Origin of the sequence: Brevibacillus laterosporus LMG 15441 (assembly GCF_000219535.2) — a bacterium.
In the GTDB taxonomy this organism is placed as follows: Bacteria; Bacillota; Bacilli; order Brevibacillales; family Brevibacillaceae; genus Brevibacillus_B; species Brevibacillus_B halotolerans.
Map to the genome: position 1 here is coordinate 1,677,553 of NZ_CP007806.1, position 26,989 is coordinate 1,704,541.

The 26,989-nt window shown below is 39.8% G+C and carries 21 protein-coding genes and 1 riboswitch; of the genes, 15 read left to right on the forward strand and 6 right to left on the reverse strand.

What is annotated here, in order from left to right; translation table 11 throughout:
- Positions 1-72 precede the first annotated feature (72 nt).
- A complete protein-coding gene (gene dat / locus BRLA_RS07845; RefSeq protein ID WP_003337977.1) occupies positions 73-930 on the reverse strand; it encodes a D-amino-acid transaminase in 858 nt (285 codons plus the stop codon).
- Between the two features lie 189 nt (positions 931-1,119).
- Between dat and BRLA_RS07850 the strand changes: the two genes are divergently transcribed.
- On the forward strand, positions 1,120-3,714 hold the full coding sequence (locus BRLA_RS07850; protein ID WP_003337976.1) for an adenosylcobalamin-dependent ribonucleoside-diphosphate reductase: 2,595 nt from the start codon (positions 1,120-1,122) through the stop codon (positions 3,712-3,714).
- Positions 3,715-4,044: 330 nt separating this feature from the next.
- Here the strand turns inward: BRLA_RS07850 and BRLA_RS07855 are convergent, their stop codons facing one another.
- Both BRLA_RS07855 and BRLA_RS07860 read right to left on the reverse strand, forming a co-directional pair.
- Positions 4,045-4,677, reverse strand: a complete 633-nt coding sequence (locus BRLA_RS07855; RefSeq protein ID WP_003337975.1) for a class F sortase — start codon at positions 4,675-4,677, stop codon at positions 4,045-4,047.
- Between the two features lie 119 nt (positions 4,678-4,796).
- Positions 4,797-5,042 (reverse strand): hypothetical protein, encoded by a 246-nt coding sequence (locus BRLA_RS07860; protein ID WP_003337974.1) that lies wholly within the window; start codon positions 5,040-5,042, stop codon positions 4,797-4,799.
- A gap of 315 nt (positions 5,043-5,357) precedes the next feature.
- Here BRLA_RS07860 and BRLA_RS07865 point away from each other — a divergent pair, with 315 nt between their 5' ends.
- The 8 genes from BRLA_RS07865 to BRLA_RS07900 all read left to right on the forward strand — a co-directional run bounded on the left by BRLA_RS07865 (position 5,358) and on the right by BRLA_RS07900 (position 14,674).
- Positions 5,358-6,452: an amidase domain-containing protein gene (locus BRLA_RS07865; protein ID WP_003337973.1), complete on the forward strand. Its 1,095-nt coding sequence runs from the start codon at positions 5,358-5,360 to the stop codon at positions 6,450-6,452.
- A 79-nt stretch (positions 6,453-6,531) separates the two neighbouring features.
- Complete coding sequence (locus tag BRLA_RS07870; protein WP_003337972.1) at positions 6,532-7,992, forward strand: oligosaccharide flippase family protein; 1,461 nt, start codon at positions 6,532-6,534, stop codon at positions 7,990-7,992.
- A 114-nt stretch (positions 7,993-8,106) separates the two neighbouring features.
- Complete coding sequence (locus BRLA_RS07875; RefSeq protein ID WP_003337971.1) at positions 8,107-8,703, forward strand: C40 family peptidase; 597 nt, start codon at positions 8,107-8,109, stop codon at positions 8,701-8,703.
- A gap of 230 nt (positions 8,704-8,933) precedes the next feature.
- On the forward strand, positions 8,934-9,644 hold the full coding sequence (locus tag BRLA_RS07880) for a DUF421 domain-containing protein (RefSeq protein WP_003337970.1): 711 nt from the start codon (positions 8,934-8,936) through the stop codon (positions 9,642-9,644).
- A 377-nt stretch (positions 9,645-10,021) separates the two neighbouring features.
- On the forward strand, positions 10,022-11,251 hold the full coding sequence (locus BRLA_RS07885) for a lipase family alpha/beta hydrolase (RefSeq protein WP_236867808.1): 1,230 nt from the start codon (positions 10,022-10,024) through the stop codon (positions 11,249-11,251).
- 312 nt (positions 11,252-11,563) lie between these two features.
- Entirely contained in the window at positions 11,564-12,610 is a 1,047-nt protein-coding gene (locus BRLA_RS07890) for a FecCD family ABC transporter permease (RefSeq protein ID WP_003337966.1), read from the forward strand.
- Positions 12,607-13,626, forward strand: coding sequence for a FecCD family ABC transporter permease (locus BRLA_RS07895; protein ID WP_041752018.1), 1,020 nt, complete (start codon positions 12,607-12,609; stop codon positions 13,624-13,626). The genes BRLA_RS07890 and BRLA_RS07895 overlap by 4 nt, the downstream gene beginning before the upstream one ends.
- 88 nt (positions 13,627-13,714) lie before the next feature.
- Positions 13,715-14,674, forward strand: coding sequence for an ABC transporter substrate-binding protein (locus BRLA_RS07900; protein WP_003344183.1), 960 nt, complete (start codon positions 13,715-13,717; stop codon positions 14,672-14,674).
- A 364-nt stretch (positions 14,675-15,038) separates the two neighbouring features.
- On the opposite strand, the gene BRLA_RS07905 is transcribed toward BRLA_RS07900, so the two are convergent.
- Positions 15,039-16,388, reverse strand: coding sequence for a Na+/H+ antiporter NhaC family protein (locus BRLA_RS07905; protein ID WP_003337963.1), 1,350 nt, complete (start codon positions 16,386-16,388; stop codon positions 15,039-15,041).
- Positions 16,389-16,482: 94 nt separating this feature from the next.
- Positions 16,483-16,588: riboswitch (SAM riboswitch) on the reverse strand.
- A gap of 300 nt (positions 16,589-16,888) precedes the next feature.
- On the opposite strand from BRLA_RS07905, the gene pepT reads away from it, so the two are divergent.
- Entirely contained in the window at positions 16,889-18,121 is a 1,233-nt protein-coding gene (gene pepT / locus BRLA_RS07910) for a peptidase T (protein WP_041752020.1), read from the forward strand.
- A 98-nt stretch (positions 18,122-18,219) separates the two neighbouring features.
- On the opposite strand, the gene BRLA_RS07915 is transcribed toward pepT, so the two are convergent.
- Both BRLA_RS07915 and BRLA_RS07920 read right to left on the reverse strand, forming a co-directional pair.
- Positions 18,220-18,552: an AzlD domain-containing protein gene (locus BRLA_RS07915; protein WP_003337960.1), complete on the reverse strand. Its 333-nt coding sequence runs from the start codon at positions 18,550-18,552 to the stop codon at positions 18,220-18,222.
- Positions 18,549-19,250, reverse strand: a complete 702-nt coding sequence (locus BRLA_RS07920; RefSeq protein WP_003337959.1) for an AzlC family ABC transporter permease — start codon at positions 19,248-19,250, stop codon at positions 18,549-18,551. Before BRLA_RS07920 ends, BRLA_RS07915 begins: the two co-directional genes overlap by 4 nt.
- Before the next feature lie 272 nt (positions 19,251-19,522).
- Here BRLA_RS07920 and BRLA_RS07925 point away from each other — a divergent pair, with 272 nt between their 5' ends.
- The 5 genes from BRLA_RS07925 to BRLA_RS07945 all read left to right on the forward strand — a co-directional run bounded on the left by BRLA_RS07925 (position 19,523) and on the right by BRLA_RS07945 (position 26,858).
- Positions 19,523-20,353, forward strand: a complete 831-nt coding sequence (locus tag BRLA_RS07925) for a CPBP family intramembrane glutamic endopeptidase (RefSeq protein ID WP_003337957.1) — start codon at positions 19,523-19,525, stop codon at positions 20,351-20,353.
- 115 nt (positions 20,354-20,468) lie between these two features.
- Entirely contained in the window at positions 20,469-22,427 is a 1,959-nt protein-coding gene (locus BRLA_RS07930) for a BglG family transcription antiterminator (protein WP_003337956.1), read from the forward strand.
- Positions 22,428-22,570: 143 nt separating this feature from the next.
- On the forward strand, positions 22,571-24,511 hold the full coding sequence (locus BRLA_RS07935) for a PTS fructose transporter subunit IIABC (RefSeq protein ID WP_003337955.1): 1,941 nt from the start codon (positions 22,571-22,573) through the stop codon (positions 24,509-24,511).
- Positions 24,512-24,714: 203 nt separating this feature from the next.
- On the forward strand, positions 24,715-25,407 hold the full coding sequence (locus BRLA_RS07940) for a response regulator transcription factor (protein WP_022585053.1): 693 nt from the start codon (positions 24,715-24,717) through the stop codon (positions 25,405-25,407).
- Positions 25,404-26,858, forward strand: a complete 1,455-nt coding sequence (locus BRLA_RS07945; RefSeq protein ID WP_041752024.1) for a sensor histidine kinase — start codon at positions 25,404-25,406, stop codon at positions 26,856-26,858. The genes BRLA_RS07940 and BRLA_RS07945 overlap by 4 nt, the downstream gene beginning before the upstream one ends.
- Positions 26,859-26,989 lie beyond the last annotated feature (131 nt).

Here is a 26,989-nt window from a genome sequence, read left to right on the forward strand (position 1 = left end):
GCTTTTTTACTAGAAAAATACCTTCGCATATAAAAGAGGGCTCTTTTTATAAAAGTTGTACACCCTGTCTTTTTACTTGGTGATGCTATTACGGTCAATAGCGATGTGCTGTTCAAAGGCTTCTTGTAAACGTCGAACGATAGTACCCACTTTACCATCTCCTACAGGCGTACCTTGAAGCTCAATGATGGGAGTTATTTCGCTTGTAGTACCAGTAATGAATAATTCATCAGCCATTTGAGCAAAATTCACAGAAAATACTTCTTCTACTACCGGGATGCCCAGAGTTTTGGCTAATTGAATAACAGTACGCCGCGTAATCCCGTGCAAAATTAGGTTAGTAGCTGGATGGGTATGTATTTTGCCATCTTTCACAGCAAATAGATTAGCTGAAGTAGCTTCCGTAATGGTTCCATTTCGGTGAAGAATTGCTTCGTCTACTCCTTGCTCTGTCGCTTGCTGTTTAGCCCAAGTGGCACCGAGCAGATTAAGACTTTTAATATCACAGCGCAACCAACGAATGTCATCGACAAGTCCAGCCCTTAAACCATTTTGCATCTGTTGAATCGGGCGTAATTTAGGTACAGCATACATCGTTAAAATAGGGCGGGTATTTGACGGGAATGTAAATTGCCGCTCTGACACGCCACGAGTAATTTGCATGTAAAGGATTGCATCTTCAGAAAATTGCAAGGAATACTGTCTAAGGACTTTATGAGCAATTTCGGTTAATTCTGTGCGAGTGGGGATCGTTAGAGAAAGCTCCTTTGCACTGCGTTCCAAGCGAACCATGTGCTCGTCCCATTGATAGAAGCGACCATTATAGATACGCACAACCTCATAAATTCCGTCCCCAAACTGATAGCCTCGATCCTCTGGAAAAATAGCAGGCTCATCGGGTTTATACCAAACTCCATCTACATAATACATGAAAGTTCCTCCCAAGGGAATAGGATGATAGTAACACAACATCTAGTGATAAATGTCGAAAAAAATTCTTATATATTCAATATATTGATTTGCAGGCAGGCGTATGGTATCGTTAAAACCGTCTTACATAAAGATAACAAAATGATCTGAGAGGGTCAATTTGAAATATATTTTGGAGGGGAAAAGACCGTGGGTTTAGTAGAACATAAGCCATTAGAAGGGTTAAGTGAAAAGATCTTTTTGGACCGTTATGCAATGAAAGATCTGGATTACATAAATACAAAGGTTGGAGATACCGTTCTCGTATTAACCAAGGATGACCCGAAATTTCCGCAAAAAGAAGTGGGTGAAATTGTTGCCCTGGAGAAAAATCAAGTATCCATTCTACTAAGAAACGGAGAAACCATTACCACAACGGTAGAAAAAACGACCCGTCCAATTGAAGTAACACCGGAAGCAATGTGGGATCGCTTGGCTCGCGCAATTGCTTCTGTAGAGAAGACAGAAGAAAAACAAGCAGAATGGACAAGCAAATTTCGTGAATTGCTAGATGATTGGAAACTAGTACCAGGCGGCCGCATTGCAGCAGGTGCAGGAGCAAGCGAAGAATTAACCCTCTTTAACTGCTATGTAATTCCGTCACCGCATGATTCACGAGGTGGCATTATGGATACGCTGACTCAAATGACAGAGATAATGTCACGTGGAGGCGGTGTTGGTATTAACTTATCCAGCCTCCGTCCTCGGCGTGCGTTGGTACGCGGAGTCAATGGTTCCTCAAGTGGCTCAGTATCCTGGGGCGGCTTGTTCAGCTATACCACAGGTCTAATTGAGCAGGGGGGCTCACGCCGCGGTGCTCTGATGCTAATGATGAATGATTGGCATCCAGACCTTATGGAATTCATTACGGTAAAACAAACGATGGGGCTTGTTACAAATGCCAATCTGTCGGTTTGTGTCTCCAATAGCTTCATGAAAGCTGTAAAAGAGGACTTGGACTGGGAGCTCGTGTTTCCAGATGTAAATGATCCGGATTATGATGCATTGTGGGACGGAAACATGAAAAAATGGCGCGAGGAGCTAGGTAAACCCGTCAAATTGGTTAAGACCGTTCGTGCCCGGGAGATTTGGCATACCATCATTGAATCTGCATGGAAATCGGCTGAGCCTGGTGTTGTATTTACAGAGTATTATAATGACATGTCTAATAGCTGGTATTTTAACCCAATCATTTGCACGAATCCGTGCGGGGAACAAGGACTTCCAGCTTGGGGCGTATGTAATTTATCTTCGTTAAATCTATCTAAATTTGTTCTGGATAACGAGGTAGACTGGACAAGCCTAGGTGAAGCTGTTCGTTATTCGATCCGTTTCTTGGATAACGTAATTGATGCGACTCCTTATCATTTTGAAGAGAACAGAGAAAATCAGCAGTCAGAGCGTCGTGTAGGATTAGGAACCATGGGTCTTGCCGAAATGATGATTAAATTAGGGATTCGTTATGGCAGTCCTACGTCTTTAGATTTTTTGGACAAGCTTTATAACTTTATCGCCCGCGAAGCATACTTGGCATCTGCTGATATTGCAAAGGAAAAAGGTAGCTTTCCTAAATTTGATGCAGAAAAATATCTCATGAGCGGTTTTATGAAACAGTTTGATGAAGAAGTACGAGAAGCGATACGTGAAAAAGGAATTCGCAACGTAACCTTATTAACACAGGCACCAACGGGGTCTACTGGAACGATGGTAGGTACATCTACAGGGATTGAGCCGTATTATGCATTCGAATACTACCGTCAAAGTCGCCTTGGCTTTGATAAACAGTACGTGCCGATCGCTCAGGAATGGATGGATGCCCATCCGGGTCAAGACCTGCCAGAGTATTTTATTTGTGCGATGGACTTAGCCGCTGAAGATCATGTACGTGTTCAAGCTGCAATTCAAAAATGGGTAGACTCTTCCATTTCGAAAACAGCTAACGCTCCACACGATTTCACAGTAGAAGAGACAAAGAATCTGTATGAACTGGCGTTTGACTTAGGTTGCAAAGGGGTAACAATCTATCGAGATGGCAGCCGTGATGTACAGGTATTGTCTACGGAGAAAAAGGAAGAGAAGGTAGGAGCAAGTAACGATCAAGCATCAGCGAAGGAACTGGAGAACTCAGAGCCCAAAACAAGCCAGGAAGCTGCGTCTGCTGGTCAGGCTCAGGGTGTGAAGAGCGGGAGGGATGGAGCTACAGAACGTGCTTATAATAAACGTCCGAAACGTTTAAGTGGTGCTACCTATAAAATGAACACACCTCTTGGAAAAGCGTATATTACAATCAACGATGTAGATCATGCTCCGTTTGAAGTGATTGTGAATGTAGGAAAAGCTGGAAGCGATGTGTTTGCAATGTCAGAGGCTTTAGGGCGCGTATCCACCTTATTCCTACGTTTTGGAGAGTTACCAGATGGCAACAAGGCCCGGTTGTTAATTAAACATTTAAAAGGGATTGGTGGCTCAGGAGCAGTTGGTTTTGGAGCAAACCGTGTGGAATCCATCCCAGATGCTGTAGCAAAAGCGTTAGAAATGCATCTTGACGGGGAAGACGAGCATCAGGCAGTAGCAGCTACTAGCAGCTATTCAATCACCTCAGCTCCAGATAAAGAAGAGGTGCATCACGACGTATACGGCGATGCTGATCACAAAGACTTCTGCCCATCATGCGGCTCTGCGACATTATTGCATGCAGAAGGATGTAAGACATGTACAACTTGCGGATTTTCCAAATGCTCGTAATGTTATAGACCGCAGTGCAGTGATCACGATCCCTCAAGCATAAGATTTGGTTTCGATCAAACGGCTCTATTCGTAGCTTTTGCGGTAGAGCTGTTTTTTCATTTCTAATTGGTAGCAGACCTTTGCAAAATGCCGCTGAAATGGGACACTAATTGCGAAATATTTATTGAAGCATGGTGCTTATCCTACGATTAAGGATCAATATGGGGAACGACCGTACACAGAAGCGGTCTAGAGAAGGTATTCACCAATTGAAAAAATTAATATTTCAGCGAGTAAAGACCCCCTAATCAGGGTCTTTTTTATGTTTACCTATCATGAATACAGGAATTATTGACTTAATTCTGTAAATACGACTAATCTCTTAGCATGTTCTTGGGTTTTCTTATTAAATTTGCCAGAGCAAGTGACCAGATTCAGATTAGAGGTATTTGACTCGCCGAAAATTCTCTCTAAGGGAGCTTCTTTCGTTTTAAAAGTGGTTACTTCTTTGACTGCATAGATAAGCCGATGGTCGTTTGAATCTGAGACGATCACATGATCGCCATGCTTTAATTTTTTTAAATGATAAAAGATCGCTGGACCCGTGTAATGATCAAAGTGACCAGCAATAACAGCATTTCCCTTTTCACCTGGTTTTGTCCACGGAGATAAAATGCCTACTTTATCAAATGCCTTCGGAACATCCATATTTCCTTCCACTGTTATTCCTACTGTTTCTATTGTTGTATCCAATCCAATAGAGGGAATTTGTAGGCGATTTGGTATGAAGGATGCTGTTACCGGTTTTCTCTGTGAAGTTGAAGAGGAACCAGTTGTTGTATTTGATTGCTTTTCTTCAACATGAGGAAAGGCTTGATCTCTAGATAGAGAATGGGGGATGGCAGGCTTTTTTTCCGGATTAGCGGAGCCTGAACACCCTGAAAGGATACATATCAGTAAAGCAAGGAAAAATATTCTCATCTTACATACCTCTTATTCATAACAGCATTACTTATTTAATTGATTGAAAATATTCCATCAGGGATTCGTTTTTACATAAAACATTCCCTGATGGAAAAGACTGAAAGAGTTTTTACTGTTTAGTTACTTGCTCCACCCATACCTGTTTTAGGCATTCCTTTAATATGGAATTTGTGATGCTTTTTATGAGACATTGTTTTTGCCTTGTGGTGTTTCTTGTGAGACATTGTTTTTGCCTTGTGATGTTTCTTGTGAGACACTGTTTTTACCTTTTGGTGTTTATGATGTCCTTCTTCCATAGCGAATACGGAAGCATTAGAGAACACAAAACAAATAGCAAGTGTTGCAGCTGCTAATTTTTTCATTTTATTCGTCCTTTCAAGGTTTAATGGTGTACTACATTTCATATAGTCTCCACTTGGCAAAGGGATATGACAGTAAAAAATTCCTACAAACGTGTCCATTTTGGTATCCTTTATAGAAGAAAAAGTTATCAAGGCGAAGCATCTGTGGTTGGACTAATCTCTACATTTCGTATTGTAACTGGTAAATGAATCCTAAATACTCCTGAGAATCAATGGATATCCTATAAAATGAATTATTTTTATGGCCCACAGGGGAAATAGAACAAGTTATACCAGTAAAAGATCGGATAAAATACGAAATGTAGGGGACTCAAAATGAAAAAGGTATTTTGGATTCTTGTAGCTTTGACCATTATGTTTATAAATAATACAGAAGAGGTTAAAGCGGAGCATGCAGAAATTGAAAGCTTGTTACATAGTATGTATAACGAACGTTCCAAAGCAATGATCACGAAGGAGCATGAGGTAATCAAGCATCATTATCTTACTACTTATAAAAGCAGTCGATCTGCACTAGAACATGAAAGAAATCGAAGTACGTATATTCATACATGGGGATCAAAAAGAAACCTATCATTTATAGATGCTGAAAGTAAAATTCAAATTGTAAATATTAAGCGTATAGGAGCGAAAGCAAAGGTTTTTTTAAAACAATCACAACTAATCACGTACCAACATAATGGTGTCCCCTTTCAACCACAAAAATTTGGAATTGGAACGCGACATCTCCTAACTTTAGAGCAAAAAGATAGCAAATGGTACATTGTGAAAGAATGGTATCTGGACCCTTTAGAGGAAAATCCGAATTTAATTCCTGTATCAAAAAAATTCGTTACCAAAGAAGAGTTAGCCGCATATAAGCAAAGAAAGAAAAAAATAAGATATAACCGTGAGAAAGCGGTTGCTTACGCCGAAAAGTATGCTGGTGCGGCCCCTATGGCAGGGAACAACCACCGATACAACCGGAAATACGCAGATTATACATATGAAGGAGGGGACTGTACCAATTTCACTTCTCAAGTGCTGGGGGACCCGCTAGAGGGTGGAGGACTCCCTATGAATGGAGGGTGGTTTTATAGAAAAGGTGGGAGCGTTGCTTGGATCAGAACCGATGCCTTGTACCAATTTCTTATTCATAGTGGGTACGGTAAATTAATTGCACGAGGGACATATAAAGAGGTAGCGAAACCGAACAAAAAATTTCCTCAAGGTGCCCTTTCCCATCTTGAACCAGGCGATTTGATTGCTTATGAACTTGAAGGGAATATTGATCATTTCTCCATCGTAACCGCTAGGGATGATCAGGGCTATGTATTAGTAAACTCTCATTCCGCTGATCGTTATCATGTACCGTGGGATTTGGGATGGGATAAGAAAACCAAATTTTATCTGATCCATATCAGAGATTAACAGAAAGAATTTATGGAATAACATGGGACAGCCCCACATACACATCTCTTAATGAAAACTCTTCATAAGGAGTAGACCTATGGGGCTGCCACTTATTATACGTCAATTTCTTTTACGCAGTGGTCTTCTATTTCTCGTCAAAATAATTGGTGCAATCGGACGTATTTTCTTATTTCGGATTTTTGGCGCAGAAGGTATGGGATTGTATCAAATGGTGTATGCCTTTTATGGATTTGTTTTAACCTTAGTAACAGCAGGGCTACCTACCTCTTTGTCCTTAGCAACAGCCAAGGATGTTCATAAGGGCATGTATTTTCTAAAGGTCTCCCTAATTCTTACGTGCATTTTAGGTGGAAGTGCAACGATATTATCATACAGTTACGCTGAGATCATTGCTGATTGGTACGGAGATTCAAAACTAACTGTCGCTATTCAACTCCTGTCACCTGTTTTTTTGTTTGTACCTCAGCTCCATTTATTCCGCGGCTTTTTTCAAGGAGTTGAAATATACGGTTCTATTTCCTTTTCTGAACTGCTAGAGCAATCAATGCGAGTTATTACGATGCTTGTTTTAGCAAATATTTGGATTTCGTATGGAGTATCAGTTGCGGTTGGAGGAGCGGTGCTTGGAGCTGTAGTGGGAGGATTGTCAGCTCTTCTTTTTTTTATCGGGATCTATCTTCTACAGCGCAAGAAGCTGCGTTACTTGAGTCTACCTTCACGTTTTCATCATAGCACTGAAACCTCGATTTTTTTAAAAATGTCTGTAAGTGTGCTGGCAACTAGGCTGTTACTTCCATTAACGGATTTTATAGACTCGATATTAATTCCCAACCGTCTCATGCATTCAGGTTTAACTGCTCATCAATCTACCAGCATTTATGGGGAAATAACAGGTATGGCATTAACCATTGTTTATTTACCTTCGATGGTTACATCTGCATTTCTGCATGTGATTATTCCTAAAATTGCGGGGAATTGGGAAAAGAATAATGTGGGGCAATTTAGAAGCCGTGTCAACAAATCTATGAAGGTTGGCTGGTTATGGGGAATTAGTGCATCCTTGTATTTCTTTTTGTATGGTCAAAACATTTCACAAGCGATTACGGGAGATGCTTCCCTTGCTTATTCTTTGATTAGTCTATCTTTGATTCCTTTTTTATCAGGGATTCGAGACATTTCCACTAACATACTATGGGTGAAAGGTCGAAAAAAAGGACCGTTAGTAGGTGTAATAGTAGGCTCTATTATTTCAATCATTATCAACTATTGGCTGGTTGGAATTCCCTCCTTTCAATACAGTGGGATTGTCATTGGAATTGTATCTTTTGAACTAGCTTCTCTACTTTGGAATTTGCATTACATGCGACGTTTTTTATCATGGAAAATAGTAATCGAGTCCGGTGTATTTATTGTTTTTTGCTATACAATTGGACGAATGCTAGAAGGTTTTCCTTTATTCATTCATGTTGTACTTTACTTTAGTTGTGTGTCTCTTTACTTTTTTCTGCGTTTTTCCCGGCGAATAATCTATATGTAGTACATTTCAGCTTGTTGTGTTCTGAAGATAGTGATTTGGTTGGAAAGCTTTTACTAGTGGAAAGTATCGATTACTTTGGTAGGATTGTGTGAGGAAAGAAGGGAGGATATAGGTATGGTTTCAAGTGTAAAACTCAGCTCAATCCTAACAAAGTCCGTGCTTATTTGTTCCATTGGTCTTTCTTTTACCTGTGGTACTGCTTATGCAACTGGAATAAATAAAGAAAAGCAAAACGGGACAACCAATCATAGCTCTACAATAACTGTATCAAAACCGAAATGGGAAGATACGGCTGATCATATTATTTCTCTAGGGAAAACCTATATGGGAACCCCTTATGTTTATGGTGCAGAACGTTTTCAAGATAAAACCTTTGATTGCTCTTCTTATGTACAATACCTGTATGGGAAATTTGGCATCTCACTCGGCTGGCACGCTAGAGAGCAAGCGAAGCAAGGGACATGGATTCCATTTGATCAAATCCAAAAGGGAGATCTTTTGTTTTTTGCAGATGAAAAATTTCCTAATGAAACGGGTCTAAATAAGGTTAGACATGTTGGGATCTACTTGGGAGATGGGAAAATCCTCCACACCTATGAAGAAGGAATAGGTGTAATTATTAGTGATTTCCAAAATGATAAACTAGAGGACGACTATTGGTATAACTACTTTCTTTTTGCAAAGAGAGTTATTCCTGAAGCAACTAAATAAATCAGAACTGAAATTTGATGTATACCTCATGAGACCAAGTAGCTCCATGTATTGATTGGAGATTGGTTGAATGAGGTTTTTTTATGAGCAAAAGGAGGTATCAAGGGGAGAAGAGCGTTAAAGGATGACGATAACGTAACATAGCAATTCTCATGCAAAAGACTTGCTACTTACTGATCGGGTATATGTATTTATTCTCTTGGTCAAAACTGTACGTGAGGTGAGCAATCATGCATGAATATATGGACACGATAGGGAGAACAATCCTTTCATTTGGTCTGCTTTTACTGGTAGCCAGAGTTCTAGGAAAGCAGACCTTATCTAACATGACGTTTCACGATTTTGTGACAGGGATTACACTGGGGGCGATTGCAGCCAATTTAGCTTTTAATGAAAAAATTAAAATGATGGAATTGATTTTGTCTTTAGCGGTATTTTCAGGAACTTCTTATCTTATGTCAAATATAGCTATTAAAATACAAAAATCAAGAAAATGGATATCGGGAGCGCCCACCGTACTTATTGAAAATGGGAAAATTTTAGAGGAGAATATGAGGAAAAATAAATATACGATGGATTCCCTTAACCAATCTCTTCGGCAAAAAGATATTTTTAATCTCCAAGAGGTTGAGAATGCTGTTGTAGAGACTAATGGAAAATTATCTGTACAAAAGAAAACAGAATTTCAGAGTGTAACTAAGAAGGATTTGCAAATTTTCACAGGAGGGAAAGAAAAATTTCCGATAGAGCTAGTTATGGAAGGGCAAATATTAGAAGACAATTTACGCCAAAATAAATTATCAAAGGACTGGTTGCATAAAGAAATCAAACGGATTGGAAAGGATCTAGATGAGATTTTCTATGCTGTAAAAACCTCAAACGGGACAATTGTTTTTGATTTTTACGCAGATTACATAAAATCTCCGATTGATAAAGAATAGTAGTTAAAAAAATTCTTTTACAGTAAAAAGACAACGGGATTCCTTCGTTGTCTTTTTTTTCTATGTGTTATTTCCTCTATGAAATTAATGATTTACATCGTTTACTAGTTCATCAAATTGCACCTATTGATAAAAATAATCCAAATTATTTTTATTGTAAAATATTGTAAAAATTAATAATATAATATATGTTAGTAATAGATGGTATTTTGTAGAAAAAAGTTTGCAGATGAAAGGAGGTTCTAGGTGGTAGCTGTCTTGTTCTAGGTGTGTTGTTTACCCATTATGTTTTGCCCGGGTATATCATCATTCAAATCCAAATTGATAGGAGGAGAAGGAATATGAAAAAAGCGATGTTGCTCTTGGTTATTTCATTGATGACGTATGCCTGTTTCGGATTTTTACCTGCTGTTGGGGCGGAAGAATATTCGGAAAATAACAACAAAGAACCGATCATCCTAGTAAATGGATTTCTAGGCTGGGGAAGAGAAGAGGTACTTGGTTTTAAGTATTGGGGTGGATTTCATGATATACAGGAAAAACTAAAAACAGATGGCTACCAAGTATTTACCTCGGCTGTAGGGCCTGTTTCAAGTAACTGGGATCGTGCTTGTGAGTTGTATGCTCAAATAAATGGGGGAACAGTGGATTATGGAGCGGCTCATGCCGAGGAACATGGACATGCCCGTTTTGGACGTACGTATGAAGGATTTAATGTGAATTGGGATGAGAACAATAAAGTGCATCTAGTCGGTCACAGTATGGGCGGACAGACAAGCCGTACTCTTGTCCAATTATTAAACGAAGGTAGTCGTGAGGAGCAGGAATATAAAAATCAACATCCTGAAGTAGAATTGTCTCCTTTGTTTGAAGGTGGCAAATCATTTGTTCGGAGTGTTACAACACTTGCTAGTCCTCACAATGGGACAACCCTTGCTGATGGTGTAGGGACGTTTATTCCATTTGCTAAGGATCTTCTTGTTGCTACTGCTTTTTTTCTACATAGTGCAGACTACACGGTGTATGACTTTAAACTGGATCAATGGGGGATTAAGAAAAAGAAGGACGAATCGTTTGTTAGCTATTCAAAGCGTGTATGGAATAGCCCCATTTGGAGTGATACCAAAGATACCTGCCAATGGGACCTTAGTACAGATGGGGCCCGGGAATTGAATAGCTGGGTAAAAACGCAACCAGATGTCTATTATTTTTCTTATAGCGCCAGCGCAACAAAGCCAGGAATATTGACAGGAGTGCATATCCCCATCCTATCAATGAATAAAGCATTATTGGGAAATGCGCTATTTATGGGATCATATTTGCGAAACGATCAAAATCGTCCGATTATTGATGAATCGTGGTGGGAAAATGATGGGGTTATTAATACAAATTCAATGATCGGTCCAGAAACAGATGAAATTGTTCCATACAGACAGAAAGCACAAATCGGTAAATGGAACTATTTGGGTAAAAAAGCAGGCTGGGATCATCTCGATCTAATTGGATTAAGTATATCTGATTCACTTGGCTTCTCGGATATTACGATGTTTTATAGGGACATTGCTAAGCTGGTAACAAAATTACCGCATAATGAGGTCGATTATTGAAGGCGTTTTCATTTTGGGTAAGTCAAATGGAATAGATCATTTGCTTTTCAAGAGGATTGTTTTTTAAACATTCCTCTCTTTCTATTTTCTCAGTGATTCTATGAACAATCATCAATCTAGATCAGAGGTACAATCATTTGTATAGCTTCTCATGACTAAATCTCAATTGATAGATTTATTAACAATAAACACACTTGACATATAGGTTATATTTGCTAAAATAAGTACTGGCCAAAAGATGATAATGATTATCAATATCGTGTTTTTGATGCTTTTTGCAATTTTTTATTGTACATAAAGGTGGTTATACTGATGTCAGAAGAAGGAGCGGCTCATTCTTTATCCAGAGCAGTAGATAAAGCACCGCGTTATATGGTTGCAGGCATGATGCTCACGATTGGTGTTTTCCTGCTAGTGCTCGGATTTTTACTGTCTATTTCATATGGTGCCGCAGACGTCGGGTTCCGAGAAGTATGGGATATGATCTTTTTTTTCAACTCTGATTCACCTGCACATCTACTCATCTACGAATTGCGAATGCCAAGAGCATTAAGTGGAATTTTTGTCGGTGCTTGCCTTGCGGTATCTGGATCAATTATGCAGGGAATCACTCGTAATCCATTAGCAACTCCTTCCATTATGGGCCTGTCACAAGGATCAGGTCTGGCGATTGCGATCGCTATGATTCTCTTCCCAGCAATTAATTATTTTGAAATGGTTATTTTTTCTTTTAGTGGAGCTGCGGTTGGGGTCATGGTTGTTTACGCAATCAGTGCGCTGTCACCAGGAGGGATGTCACCAGTTAAGCTTGTTTTGGCTGGTACAGCGGTAAGCACTCTATTTGGTGCTTTATCAACTGGGCTAGCCATTTATTTTAAAATCGCTCAGGATATGAGCTTTTTTGCAGCGGGCGGCTTAACAATGGTGCGATGGGATGCGATTGGCATGATTTTGCCAGTTAGTGTCGTTTGCCTTCTATTGTCGATTATGCTGTCACGCTATGTAACGGTTCTTAGTTTTGGTGAAGACGTAGCTATTGGACTTGGGCAACGAACCATGTTGATTAAGACATGCTGCACGATAATCGTATTGTTCATGACAGGGGCAGCAGTATCTGTTGCAGGGGGAGTTGGGTTTGTAGGATTGATTATTCCCCATATCATGCGTTCGATTGTTGGTGTTGATTATCGGTTGATCATACCTTGTTCGGCAGTATTTGGTGGTGTACTTGTTACCTTTGCAGATATTGCAGCAAGATGGTTCAACTCGCCATATGAAACACCAATTGGTACTGTTACAGCTGTTATTGGTGTACCGTTCTTCCTGTATATGGCTCGTAGGGAAGGAAGGAGTTTATGATGCAATCAATTTTATACAAACGCGCGCCTCTCATCATGGGATTGCTTGTTGCGATGATTGTTACAGTAATCTTAATTAGCTTGAATTCAGGTTCAATTCCTATTTCCCCATTGGAAGTATGGGAGACGTTTTTAAATGGTGGAACGCGTCAGCAAGAAACGGTACTCTTTCAGTTTCGCATGCCACGTTTGGTCATTGCTTTGCTCATTGGCAGTGGACTCGCGGTTTCTGGTGTAATTTTACAGGGCTTATCTCGAAATGCATTGGCAGACCCGGGTATTTTGGGGATTAACGCAGGAGCTGGATTGGCTGTAGTGCTGTTCATGTATTTTGCATTTGAAACAAAGGATATTAAGAATGTTCTGCCTGTTATGATGATTCCGTTAGTTGCCTTAATAGGAGCCGGTGTTACCTCATTGCTTATCTTTATGCTTGCGTGGAAGCGAGGGATTACTCCAATTCGCTTAATTCTTGTAGGGATAGCAGTGTCGGCTGGAATCGGTGCGATAAATACTGTTGTGTCATTAAAGCTTGCTTTTGCAAATTTCATGTATGCTACAGTCTGGCTTGCAGGTAGCCTGTGGGGAACCAGTTGGACCTTTGTTATTGCCATACTTCCATGGATTCTCATTCTTGTTCCGTATGCGATATGGAAAGCTCGATATCTGAATGTACTTAATCTAGGCGATGAATTAGCAACTGGTGTTGGAATGAGAGTAGAACGAGAGCGTGGAAAATTAATTTTTGTGAGTGCCGGACTTGCTGGAGCTTGCGTTGCGACTGGTGGAGGTATTGGGTTTATCGGACTGGTTGCACCACATATCGCCCGCAAACTGGTTGGACCGAAGCATCAATTTCTCATCCCTACTGCTACGCTTGTGGGGGCATTACTGCTATTGTTGGCCGATTTAGTAGCACGTAATATACTAACGCGTACAGAAGTTCCAGTTGGTATCGTAATCTCTGTTCTTGGGGCGCCCTATTTCATCTATCTTTTAATGAAAACGAAAACCTAACAAGCTACTAATATAATATTCTTTGGGGTTTTTTGTAGTAACTCGTAGGGCACATCTTGTGCTTATAGATAAAAAAGGAGATCAATCTATGAAACGTTTCATGAATGTAATGATTATTTTTGTACTATTGTTTGTTTTTGCAGGTTGCAGCCAGAAGGAATCGGCTTCAGTAGCAAGTAAGCAGGAAGGAGCATCCCAACAAGCAGGGGACACTGAGTTTAAAACGGTAAAAACCTCCCGCGGAGAAGTGAAAATTCCTGTACATCCAAAACGTGTTGTTGACCTTGCTTATGCAACCGAAGAATTATTAATTATGGGGATCAAGCCTGTGATGTCTACTTCAGGCCCTGATTTGCCGGATTATTTAAAAGGAAAGCTTGACGGAGTAGCGTTAGTTGAAACTAGTTCAGTTAAAGTAGAAGACGTAATGGCCTTACAACCAGATTTGATTCTTACAAGCAATCGCACTGAAAAGCTTTACGATCAGCTTACGCAAATTGCACCAACCGTTCAACTGGAAGGAGACTTTTACACTTGGCGTGAAAGATTCCCGGAAATGGCAAGTATTTTAGGCAAAGAAAAAGAAATGAACGAATGGCTTGCTCAATATGATGCAAAAGCGAAACAAATTGGGGATGAAATTAAAAAGCAATCGAAGGATGCAACCTTTGCTCTATATGTAACAAACGCTTCCCAATATCGTATCTATGGTAAGGCGCTTTTAGGAGATGTTTTATTTACTGATCTAGGCTTGCCTATGGCAGAAGGAGCTCCGAAAGAAAAGCTTGTAGAAATCGTATCGCTTGAAAATCTGTATAAGTTTGATCCAGACTATATTTTCTTAGGATTATACGGTAGCAATCTCGCTGTGGCACAGAAAAAGCTGGATGATATGCAGAAATCGGAGCTTTGGGGTAAGCTAAAAGCGGTTAAAAATGGACATGTTTATATGCTAGACAACCCTACATGGTCTCTTGGAACCTTCCCGCTTGGAAAAGAGAAAGCGATTGAAATGGTTCGTGATCTTGTTTTAAAAAAAAAGAACTAAAGAGTTTATTTCATTCAATGAAGCACGATAAAAATATGTGCTAGAACGTAAAGCTACCTTTTCTTTATGGAAGGTAGCTTTTTACGTTTCACCATGAAAGAACTGTTGTGAGAACAACAAGAATGAAGGAAGATAGATAGTGAATCAAAAGATGATAGGTCTTATTCGTTTTGTTTCGGCGAAGATACATAAACGCTTAGATTGATAGCTAAAATGATAAAATTGACCAATAGAAAAAGCAGTAGGTTATACCTACCGCTTTTTTCATTCTACGTATTTCGTTTTCCTGACATTTATTATAACGATATTTTGAAATAAGTAGCATAACTCGTGTGAGTTGCTAGTGATGCAAGGTGAATCACCACTAGGATGTCTTGAATATAGCTTCTTCTTTCTCATTCAATGGTTTTATGATGCTAGCTTTTTTGGCATTCGATGAAAAACGTGGAAAGTTAATCACGATTGACACGATACCGCAAACAGCAACTAGCAATGGATAAAAAGCAAATGGCAATAGTTCGATTGGTGAGAGTGCAGCAAATCCTGCTGCCGTTAACATTTGAGCCCCGTAAGGAATGATTCCTTGTACGCTGCACGAAAATAAATCTAGTAAGCTTGCAGATTTTCTTGGATCGATTTCATATTGATCTGAAATATTTTTAGCAAGTGGACCTGCAAAAATAATAGCGATTGTATTGTTAGCTGTACACATATTTGTCAGGCTCACAAGACCAGCAATACCAAATTCTGCGCCTTTTTTTGAGCGAATATTACGCGTCAATACATGTAATAGATATTGAATCCCGCCATTATGTTGAATAATCTCAATCATTCCACCAATGAGCATGGTTAGCAATACAAGCTCCATCATTCCACTAATCCCTAGTGTCACATTTTTGAAGAATGTGGCAAGTGTGTAGCTTCCATCTATCATTCCGATGACACCTGATAAAACAGTTCCTCCCATTAGAACCACAAGTACATTCCAGCCAAGCAAGGCCGCAAGCAGCACTCCTGCATAAGGTAACACTTTGACCCAGTTGAAGGTTCCAACTGTAATATTTGTATGACTTCCTAATGTAAGCACGATTAATAGGATGCAAGTTAAAATGGCCGCTGGTAATACAATTAAAAAGTTGGTTTTGAATTTATCTTTCATTTCTGTTCCTTGCGTGCGTACCGCGGCAATTGTCGTATCCGAAATAAATGATAAATTATCTCCGAACATAGCTCCTCCGACAACAGTAGCCATTGTGAATGCAACAGAGATATCAGTCTGTTGGCTGATTCCTACGGCAATTGGAGCTAATGCAGCAATAGTTCCCATGGATGTCCCCATTGCTAGTGAAATAAATGATCCGATTACAAATAAACCAACAACTAGAAGACCCTGAGGCAACACGGAAAGGGCTAGGTTTACGGTAGCTTCAACACTACCCATACCTTTAGCTGTTTGAGAAAACGCACCAGCTAATACAAAGATTAATAACATAATAACGATATTTGGATTGCCTGCTCCTTTAGCAAATCGTTCTACCTTTGTGGTAAAACTGTCTTTTCGGTTCATGACTAATGCCACCGTACTCGCGATCAAAATAGCAACAATGATAGGTAGCTGATAAAAATCTCCAGTAATAATTCCAGAGCCAATAAACAGTGCTAAAAATATACCAAGAGGCAATAAAGCCAACGCACTTCCTTTTGTCTGATTCATCAATAACACCCTCTCTATTTCTACCTTTTTCTGAGAAAAAATGAAGAAGACCTCTTCTCGTGAGAAGAGGTCTTATATGGGATAAGAATCACTCTTCTCATCTTTCAAGCACATGCTTGCTGGATTTGGCACAGCACTCTAAATACGAGTCCGCTGCCGAGGCATCAAAGGGCCAGTCCCTCCGCCTCTCTTGATAAGAAGGTTTCATATTTTATTCTCGGATGCTTAAGCTTTTTCTACTTTACTCTTTTCTGAGAAAAATGTCAAATATTTTTTAGTGAAACTTAAATTATGCCGAGGATACTACAGCCTAGCTCCATTTTTTATCATCAATAGATTCTTAAGAAAGACTACTCCGCATATAGGAATGCTTGTACTTGTAGGTAAGCCGGTAATCCCCGATTCTAGTTGATAGGTTAGCAATAGGAGTAGCAAATGGAAATATCGCCCATCAAACGGTATAATAAAAAAAGATGTAATGAAAAAGGGAGTGAATTTGAGTGAAGCAGGATATCGTAGAGCGTTTTACAAGATATGTACAGATTGATACACAATCCAATGCCCAGAGTCAGACAGTTCCGTCTACACCAGGTCAGCTAGAGCTGGGTAAATTGCTAGTTGAAGAACTAAAGGCGATGGGACTTGCAGAGGTTACGATGGATGCAAATGGATATGTCATGGCGACACTCCCTGCAAATACGGATAAGCAGGTTCCCGTGATCGGCTTTTTATCCCATCTAGATACTGCCACGGATTTTACAGGCAAAAATGTTAATCCGCAGGTTCACGAAAATTTTGACGGTAAAGCCATTACGCTAAATAAGGAACGGGGCGTTGTTTTATCACCGGAATTATTTCCAGAGCTACCGTCCTACAAGGGTCACACATTGATTACGACCGATGGGACAACCTTGCTTGGAGCAGATGATAAAGCGGGTATCACTGAAATTATGACCGCCATGGATTATTTGCTAAAGCATCCGGAAATTAAACATGGGAAAATTAGGGTGGCGTTCACTCCTGACGAAGAAATCAGTAGAGGGCCGGCTCATTTTGATGTGGCAGCTTTTGGTGCGAAATTTGCGTACACAATGGATGGAGGGCCACTAGGTGGTTTGGAGTATGAAAGCTTTAACGCCGCAGAACTCAAGCTTACTTTTAGGGGAGTTAGCACGCATCCTGGAACAGCCAAAAATAAAATGCTAAACGCTAGTAAGCTAGCAATGGAATTCCATGCACAACTTCCTGAAGAAGAGGCGCCAGAGTACACAGAGGGCTATGAGGGCTTTTACCATCTTAGCTCAATAAACGGTGATGTCGAACAAAGTAAATCTCAATACATTATTAGAGATTTTGATAAAGATCATTTTCATGCCAAAAAAGAGAAAGTAACAAGCATCGTGAAAAAGATGCAAGAGAAATACGGCGAAGAAAATATCAGCTTTGAACTCAATGATCAATACTACAACATGCGCGATAAAATTGAACCGGTTAAGGAAGTTGTTGACATTGCCTATGAAGCGATGAAAAACCTCAATATCGAGCCGGTAATCAGCCCGATCCGAGGTGGTACGGATGGCTCTCAATTATCATATATGGGTCTGCCAACGCCAAATATTTTTACTGGTGGGGAAAATTATCACGGTAAATTCGAATATGTTTCTGTAGATAATATGGAAAAAGCTGTTCAGGTTATTATCGAGATAGCTCGGTTGTTTGAAGAAAAAGCATGATGAAAGCAAGCTAAAAAGAAATCAAATCCCCTTGGAGTCAACAATTATGAAGTTCATGCACGCATGGATTCGTTGTTGTTGAGCAAAGGGGATTTTGTTTATAAATATGTACTACATAATCTTAGTAATCCCATCAAAATAACGCCGAAAATGACAGTAATGGCAAGGCTTTTCGTCCGCAAAGCTAATAATAGAGTAGGAACTATCGCAATGAGTGTTAGCCAATTCACTCCGATTGAATCACTGCTTTTATCAATGACACTCTCCACAACGAGGGCTGTGAGAATACAAATAGGTATAAAAGAAAGCCATTTAAGTACAGGGGCAGGTAATTGTAAGTTACGGACCACTAAAAATGGCAGAATACGCGGAATTACTGTTACAAATGTACAACCGAGTATGAGAAGAAGAATGGATAGATTAAGGCTCATTTATCAGTCACCACCCCAATAGTAGCTACAATAACCGTCGCTAAAATGACTGCAACGTGTGAAGGGACCAGAAAGGATAAAACCAGCATAGCTATGATCATATATACAACAAGACTGAGAGAATGCTTGAGCTTTGAAGGCTCCATAGATTGCAATTGCAGGACAAGTAAGGCTACAAACATTGCTGTTAAAGCAAAATCCAACCCAAATACCATCGGATTCGTAATCCATTTCCCAAGAATAGCTCCTAGCATGCACGATAAGATCCAAATGATATAAGCGGTAAGATTTAGACCATTCATCCAGCGATCGTTTATCTGCTCTCCCTTTGTAATCTTATTGATAGCAACACCGAAGGACTCATCTGTAACCAGTGCGCCGATTCCGATGTTTTTTAATAAAGAATATTTGGTGAAGGAGGGAGCTAGAGTTGCGCTTAATAAAAAGTTGCGTAGGTTTACAATAAAAGTAGTTACAATAATGGCTGAGTAGGGACTATTCGCTGCTAATAGGGCACAAATGATAAATTGAGCTGACCCGGCATATACCAAAGCCGATAATAAAGTAATTTCTAAAATGCTCAAGTGAGAAGAGACACCAATTACTCCAGCTGCTAGTCCAATACTAATGTAGCCCAACAAGGTAGGGATACAATCCTTAACGCCTTGGCCGAATGAAGGGGCATTAGCTTCCTTCATCCTGGTTTCTCTTCCTATATTCATCTCCAGTGTAACCACTCCTTTGCAGTATTTTTCCCCTTATCTATGGAAGGGAGGTTGTGACTTTAAAAAATATTAAAACAACATTGTGGTTTTGTTAAAAATTACATTTTATCAAGTATATTAAAAATTAGCAACAATTATATAAAAGATTAGTAAAGCTATGAACGTTTTGTTCTTCCTTTATAAATTCTTGAGAATTTCTATTTATGATGAATCGTGTTCGTAGAGCTGGAAAGGAAGGATTCATCATGAAAATAAAAGGAATAAAAGCCGCGATTGTTTATAGTACTCTGGTTCTTGGATTGACCTTGCTTGCTAATGTTACAAAGATTTATTTGCTGATCGGGCTCGTTCAATTATCGCCTATGCTGGTATTAGGGCTAATGCTTCTATTTTTTTCAGAACGTAAAACTACAATTCGATCCACTGGAATCGGAAAGCTTGGGAATTGGAAGTGGTACATTCTAGCGGGGGTCTCAGGTTTACCAATTCTTATCAGCTTTTTAGTGGCTTGGGGAATCGGTTATATTGCGCTCCCAACGGCCGCTTTTTTAAACACCGGAGCTGCTCATTTTACAGTATTTGAGTATGTTGGTTACATGACAAAAGCATTTTGGAGCCCAGCCATGCTGATCTTAATGGGGATTTTTGCATTCGGTGAAGAAATTGGATGGAGAGGATACCTACAACCCAAGCTAACGGAAACGTATGGAAGTAAGAGAGCAATTTTGGGAACCTCTATAGTATGGGCATTATTTCATTATCCGTTCTACTTAAATGGCTATAATGAAGATGGCAATTTTATTGTCACAATACTGCTGTTTACGATTATGATCTTTCCGCTTTCTGTTTTTATAGGGTGGATTCGTTTTGCAAGCGGTAGTATTTGGCCTGCGGTGCTTAGTCATACCATGATAAATCTTACCAGAAGCTGGTTGGAGCAGTTGTTTACAACAAAAGCAGAGGGATGGACTTACATAGCTGGAGAATCAGGTATGGTAACGATCATATTGTGGGGGGGTGTGGCCTGGTTCATTTGGCGCAGTTTGTCGCGAACAACAACCTGCACTCCCATGTAACCCATGCTAGCTGGTGCGGTATATAGTATTTTCACCAATTCTATGGTATAAAAAGTGATGTTAAATCCGATAGATAACGTATATACCATTGTTAGCAGATAAGCAGGTGAATCAAATGAATGCGAGACAAATAGAGATCTTGCGTATTCTATTAACACAATCCGACCAGCATGTATTAGTACAAGAGATAGCAGAAAAGGTAGGCTGCTCGGAAAAGACGATTCGCAATGATTGTAAAAGAATACAGGACTACCTTAGAGAGCATTCAAATGCCACCTTAATCCGAAAACCGGGATTAGGGGTTTTCCTAGAGATAGAAGAGCATGAAAAAGCAAGCTTATTTCACAAATTACACATAGTGAATCATCCAATCAAATATGAATCTGATGAAAAAATGATTCTTGAAATAGCATATCAGTTAGTTATGAATGTAAAGCCCATAACTATTCAGGAGCTTGCTTCCAAATACTTTGTCAACAAAGCGGTTATCAAAAAAAGTTTGGACAAAATTGAAAAGTGGCTAAACGTTTGGGGACTTACGTTGGTCTCTAAGCAAAAAGTAGGTCTAATGATTGAAGGGAACGAAAAAGCCAAAAGAACTGCATTAGCCCGATTATCACAATTGACCAATAATTCTCAGCTTAGTGACTCATTTATTAAGGAGCAATTTTCATCCCATGAGGTTGAGATTGTCAAAAATGAATTAAAACAGCTCCAAAAGCGACATTCCTTCTTTTTTACGGATGAAACGCTGGAAGGGTTGATCGTACATGTCCTGCTGATGATTAGGCGAACGAAGCTTAAACAGCCTATTACTCTCTCGGAGAAAGAAAGAACCCTTCTACAAGATAAAAAAGAATATGAATGGACTGCTGAATTTCTTACATCACTGGAAGCTATTTTTGCAGTAAGGTTTCCAGAGGTTGAAATCACTTATCTGGCCTTACACATTTTGGGCGGTAAAATTCGTTACCAGCAAAAGAATGAACCATTGAAAATAGATGATTTTACTGAAAATAATCCAGTTCTTTCACAGCTTTTGTCACTATTGATTACGCGTATGTCTGAGTTTAATATGATTGAATTTATGAATGACCAAGCTTTACTGGACGGCTTGAAGGTTCATTTATATACAACTTTAAATCGCCTTACTTACGATCTCCCTGTATCGAATCCGATGCTAAGTGATATAAAGAGAATGTATCCGTATATGTTTGATATGGTGCTTTGTGTATTAGAAGAGGTCTATCAATCGCTCTCTCTTTCAATACCTGAGGAGGAAGCAGCTTATCTTGTGTTACACTTTCAAGCTTCCATTGAGCGCTTTCATAGCAATCGGGAAAAAACAAAGAATGTTGTCATTGTTTGTCATATGGGGATTGGAATGTCTCAACTGTTACGAACAAAGCTCGAACGGAAATTTATTTCTATTCATATTGTAGCGTGTCTAGCTAAGGCAGATGTAAAAGAGTATCTTGCTAATCATGACGTAGACTTTGTTATATCTACTGTTTCGCTGCCTGAAATAAATATCCCTTATATTGTTATTTCTCCGTTATTAGAGGCTACGGAAGAAAAAAGACTAGAGAATTTTATTACACAACTGAATGAACCTGTACAGCAGGCACCGAAAGAATCTGTGCTTTTGAAGTTTACCACTCCTTTTTTAGTTTTTTTACATCAGGATGCCAAACATCGCTATGAGTTGATTGAAATGCTTGCAACTGTTTTACATGAAAAAGGATTTGTGGAGAAGGAATATACGCATCATGCTATTACCCGGGAAAGAATGTCATCGACTAATATTGGTTCAGGTGTCGCTATCCCACATGGTAATCCCAAATTGATTAGACATTCAGCTATTGCGATTGCTACGTTGAAGGAACCAATTGAGTGGGGATCGGAAAAGGTATCACTCGTCTTCATGCTGGCAGTAAAGAATGACGATCAAGAGGATACGCGACAACTATTCCGGGAATTATCGTTTATCAGTGAACAGCCAGCTTTTATTCAAATGCTTATAAAGGAAACAGATAACATGCAATTTCTATCTCATTTTCACCACAGCAAATAAAATCTTACATTTTGCTTTGCCTACTCCAAGGGAAATAAAATCCGTTTTTCCGGAAACTACGGAAAAAAACTAAACTTTTGTCCGATCGATTTCGCAGTATAGTATATGTAAGCGATTTCGAAATAGATAAAGGGGGATTAGTGATGAAACTCTTGGCGATTACTTCATGTCCTAATGGAATTGCCCATACGTATATGGCGGCAGAAAATCTCCAAAAAGCTGCTGATAAAATAGGTGTTCAGATGAAAGTGGAAACACAGGGCTCGATTGGAGTAGAAAATAAATTTACAGAACAGGAAATACGTGAAGCGGATGGTATCATTATTGCTGCTGATAAAACAGTCGACAAAGATCGCTTCATTGGGAAAAAGGTATTACTTGTTGGGGTTCAGGATGGTATACGCAAGCCTGAAGAGCTAATCAATTTAGTATCAAGTGGAGAAGTACCTGTCTATCAGGGGCAAGCCAATGCGGTAGAGAACACGACTACTGAGAAAGCTGATAAGCAAAACTCATTTTATCGTCATTTGATGAGTGGTGTATCCTACATGGTCCCATTCATCGTTATCGGCGGGCTATTAATCGCCATTGCCTTAACACTTGGAGGAGAAAAAACACCTGGTGGTTTGGTTATTCCAGATGCTTCATTCTGGAAGACCATTGAGAAGCTTGGCGCAGCCTCCTTCACCTTCATGGTTCCTATTCTTGCTGGTTTTATTGCCTTTAGTATTGCGGATCGACCAGGTCTTGCTCCTGGTATGATTGGTGGATTAATTGCTGCGAATGGGAGCTTCTATGGAAGTGAAGCAGGAGCTGGCTTTATCGGTGGTATTATTGCAGGTTTCTTAGCAGGTTATGTAGCATTAGGAATTAAAAGTATGAAAGTTCCAAAAGCCATCCAGCCTATTATGCCAATCATTATCATTCCGGTATTTGCTTCCCTTATTGTAGGTCTGGTGTTTGTCTATGTTATTGGATCGCCTATTGCACAGGTATTTGAGGCTTTAACAGCGTGGTTATCAAGTATGCAAGGTACAAGCTCCATTCTCTTAGCTATTATCCTAGGTGCTATGATTTCCTTTGATATGGGTGGGCCTGTTAATAAAGTTGCCTTCTTGTTCGGTTCTGCCATGATTGCAGAGGGAAACTATGATATCATGGGAGCCATTGCGGTTGCGATCTGTATCCCTCCAATTGGTATGGGTCTAGCTACTTTTATCAATAAGAAAAAATATCAGGATACTGAACGAGAAGCAGGGAAAGCGACATTTACAATGGGGTTATTTGGGATTACAGAAGGAGCTATTCCGTTCGCAGCTCAGGACCCATTCCGCGTTATTCCAAGTATCATGATTGGTTCCATCGTAGGTTCGGTTATCGCTATGGTGGGACATGTTGGAGATAAAGTAGCACATGGAGGCCCAATCGTTGCTGTACTTGGTGCTGTTGATAATGTTTTGATGTTCTTCCTCGCAGTTATTGTAGGTGCGATTGTAACAGCAGTATTGGTCAATATCTTAAAAAAAGATATACAAAATGGAAATGCTCCAGCTACAAAAGCAGTAGCAGATTCAACAACCAAGCAAAGCCTTCCTAAGGAAGAAAGAAAAGTAAAGCCTGTGGAAATTAAAAAGCTAACTGATATTACCAGCTTAGAATTAATAGATGTAGATGTAGCAGGTGCAACACGCGATGAGGTCATTGATGAAATGATCCATAAGTTGAAGCGTGCAGGAGCAATTGATTCTACTTCCGAGTTCAAGCAGGCGATACTAAGCCGCGAACAAGAAAGCTCCACAGGAATTGGCATGAACATTGCTATTCCTCATGGAAAATCGGAGACCGTCCAAAAAACAAGCGTGGTGTTTGGGCTTAAACGTGACGGAGTAAATTGGAACAGTCTTGACGGGTCCGATGCAAAGTTAATTTTTATGATCGCTGTTCCAAAACAGAGTGAAGGAAATGAACACTTAAAAATTCTTCAAATGCTATCTCGCAAGCTTATGGACGAAGGCTTTAGAGAACAGCTATTATCAATTAAAACAAAGGAAGAGGCCTATCAGCTATTGGGGTCTATTGAATAAAAAAGTTATTCCAGCATTTTGGGAATGACTTGTATAAATACTGGGATCAATAAAGGCCCTCTCTCCTTTTCTAAGGGGAGAGGGCCTTGTCTTTTCATCGTAAACCTAGAAAAGAAGGGAAATTGAGTAGTTCTACTCCTTTTCTCTATGAATGTGAATGAGAGCCATGCAAATTAGATATGTACTAGACCGGAGGAGACATGATGAAACAGACGATTTTGCTTGTAGATGATGAAGTAGATATGATAACGTTCATGCGCGATGCGTTAGAAGATGAAGGCTATGAGGTCATGACAGCATTACATGCTGAACAGGCGTTTCTGATGATCAGTGAGAAGCTGCCCGATCTAATTGTGCTTGATGTGATGATGCCTGGAACAGACGGATTTTCGTTTTGTAAACAAATGAGAGATAGGGTAGATGGACCGATCCTTTTTGTGAGCGCTAAACAAAGTGAGGCGGATCGCATTTATGGATTAGCAGTAGGGGGAGATGATTATTTAGTAAAACCGTTTAGCTTGCAGGAGCTTAAGGCACGGATTGCCGCTCATTTACGCCGTGAGCAGCGCTTGTTTAATCGGAAAAACCTCGGAATCATACGATTTGGACCGTTTACTCTGGATATACAAGGACATGAACTACGTTGTAACGAGATACTGATTCCACTTACGCTCAGGGAATTTTCTATCGTGGAACTGTTAGCACTTCACCCCGGGCAGGTGTTTGCACGAGAGCATATTTATCAAAAAGTCTGGGGGATTGATGCTACAGGTGACGACTCAACTGTAACGGAGCACATCAAAAATATACGTGCTAAGATGTTTACGGCTGATCCAGCCTATCGCTTTATCGAAACCATATGGGGAGTAGGATATAAATGGGGCACGGGCAGATGAAAAGTAAACGGACAGTAAAACGTCAATTTTTGATGTATTTTACTCTTACGCTTGGACTTAGCTTTATTATGACGATTGTGGTATGGAGTTTCATTTTCTGGGCCTTCTTCCAAGCAGGATCGTCATTTATAAGACCTGCCAACTATTATGAAAAACAGATGACAGCTATCCGATCATACATTAATGAGCAGGGAAGTCGTTTGTTACAGCAGGAAAAGAGGAAGGAGCTTGAGAACGTCATTCCTCTAGAAGGAATGGATTATGCGATTTATCTGTTAAATGGTAAGCAGTTGTACGGAACGATACAGCATTCGCCGATTTCAAACCAAAAGCAGCTGCTTACGATGCTAAATACCATCGAAAATGTCAAGGCAAATAAAATAAGGCATGTTCATCCGCTGGTAGATGAAACAGACTCGCTTCAAGGTGCAATTGTTCTCGAATATGAGCTGGCTATATCCGGGGCAACTCCGGAGTTAACTCCTGTTGTAAAAATATTTAGACTCATGACAGTTTTATTGCCCTTTATTCTAGTGTGTGTATTTGCATGGATTTTTGGTCATCGATTTAACAAACAGCTAAATGAACCCATACAACAATTAATAGAAGGAACGAAGCGAGTACAGTCACGAGATTTGAATTTCACATTTTCGTATGAAGGCACGCAGGAATTGACTCAGCTTACACAGGCATTTGAAGATATGCGCAAGGCCTTATCTGATTCCCTACAAAGGGAAATGCATTTGGTGCAGGAACGGCGGGATATGGTAGCGGCGCTTGCTCATGATTTAAGAACCCCTTTAGCCATCATTCAAGGACATGTAGAGGGACTGATGAATGGTGGACCAAAACGTCAGGAACGGCTGGATAGCTATTTATTGACTATACAGAAAAACACGCAAAGGGCAGCGAGAATGATTGGAGAAATCAATGAGGTATCTGAAATGGAAAAGCCTGAGTTTCGATTGCAATGGCAGGATGTAGATTTGCAACAATTCGTTCGAGACAAGGTATCTGACTATGAACAGCTCTGTCATCAACAAAGGTTACATTTTCTTTGCAGCTATGAAGATCTGCGACAGAAACGAACCACTATTAAAATGGACCCTGACCGGATTGCACAAATAGTAGATAATGTAGTTTCCAACAGTAGCCGATTTACCGCTGAAAATGGGGAAATTCATTGGGAGCTGTGCATGACAGACCTTCAATGGACGATGAAGGTTAGTGATACCGGTTCGGGCTTTTCGAAGAGTAGTACTCCTTTTTTATTCGATAAATTTTATCAGGAGGATCGATTGCAACCACAGCGTAAGGGACATGCTGGACTTGGCTTGTACATTGTTAAATTGCTGACGATGAAACATGGTGGGACAGTTGAAGCTTCCAATACACCGGAGGGTGGTGCTTACGTGTTGTTCCATTTTCCAATCAGATCGGGAAAAGAATGAAGGATGTGTAAAAATGAATAAGGTTTTAGGACATCGTTCTTCCACATGGAAAATCGGGGATACATAAAGAAATCCATTTGTTATTAATTTACAAGTATGCTTCTGCCAAAAGAGCAGTTCAAATGGTAAGA

Coding starts and splice junctions, on each gene's coding strand:
- dat (WP_003337977.1), bottom strand. CDS start 930: ATGTATTATGTAGATGGAGTTTGGTATAAACCCGATGAGCCTGCTATT.
- BRLA_RS07855 (WP_003337975.1), bottom strand. CDS start 4,677: ATGAGAATATTTTTCCTTGCTTTACTGATATGTATCCTTTCAGGGTGT.
- BRLA_RS07860 (WP_003337974.1), bottom strand. CDS start 5,042: ATGAAAAAATTAGCAGCTGCAACACTTGCTATTTGTTTTGTGTTCTCT.
- BRLA_RS07865 (WP_003337973.1), top strand. CDS start 5,358: ATGAAAAAGGTATTTTGGATTCTTGTAGCTTTGACCATTATGTTTATA.
- BRLA_RS07870 (WP_003337972.1), top strand. CDS start 6,532: ATGGGGCTGCCACTTATTATACGTCAATTTCTTTTACGCAGTGGTCTT.
- BRLA_RS07875 (WP_003337971.1), top strand. CDS start 8,107: ATGGTTTCAAGTGTAAAACTCAGCTCAATCCTAACAAAGTCCGTGCTT.
- BRLA_RS07880 (WP_003337970.1), top strand. CDS start 8,934: ATGCATGAATATATGGACACGATAGGGAGAACAATCCTTTCATTTGGT.
- BRLA_RS07885 (WP_236867808.1), top strand. CDS start 10,022: ATGACGTATGCCTGTTTCGGATTTTTACCTGCTGTTGGGGCGGAAGAA.
- BRLA_RS07890 (WP_003337966.1), top strand. CDS start 11,564: ATGTCAGAAGAAGGAGCGGCTCATTCTTTATCCAGAGCAGTAGATAAA.
- BRLA_RS07895 (WP_041752018.1), top strand. CDS start 12,607: ATGATGCAATCAATTTTATACAAACGCGCGCCTCTCATCATGGGATTG.
- BRLA_RS07900 (WP_003344183.1), top strand. CDS start 13,715: ATGAAACGTTTCATGAATGTAATGATTATTTTTGTACTATTGTTTGTT.
- BRLA_RS07905 (WP_003337963.1), bottom strand. CDS start 16,388: ATGAATCAGACAAAAGGAAGTGCGTTGGCTTTATTGCCTCTTGGTATA.
- BRLA_RS07915 (WP_003337960.1), bottom strand. CDS start 18,552: ATGAGCCTTAATCTATCCATTCTTCTTCTCATACTCGGTTGTACATTT.
- BRLA_RS07920 (WP_003337959.1), bottom strand. CDS start 19,250: ATGAAGGAAGCTAATGCCCCTTCATTCGGCCAAGGCGTTAAGGATTGT.
- BRLA_RS07925 (WP_003337957.1), top strand. CDS start 19,523: ATGAAAATAAAAGGAATAAAAGCCGCGATTGTTTATAGTACTCTGGTT.
- BRLA_RS07930 (WP_003337956.1), top strand. CDS start 20,469: ATGAATGCGAGACAAATAGAGATCTTGCGTATTCTATTAACACAATCC.
- BRLA_RS07935 (WP_003337955.1), top strand. CDS start 22,571: ATGAAACTCTTGGCGATTACTTCATGTCCTAATGGAATTGCCCATACG.
- BRLA_RS07940 (WP_022585053.1), top strand. CDS start 24,715: ATGAAACAGACGATTTTGCTTGTAGATGATGAAGTAGATATGATAACG.
- BRLA_RS07945 (WP_041752024.1), top strand. CDS start 25,404: ATGAAAAGTAAACGGACAGTAAAACGTCAATTTTTGATGTATTTTACT.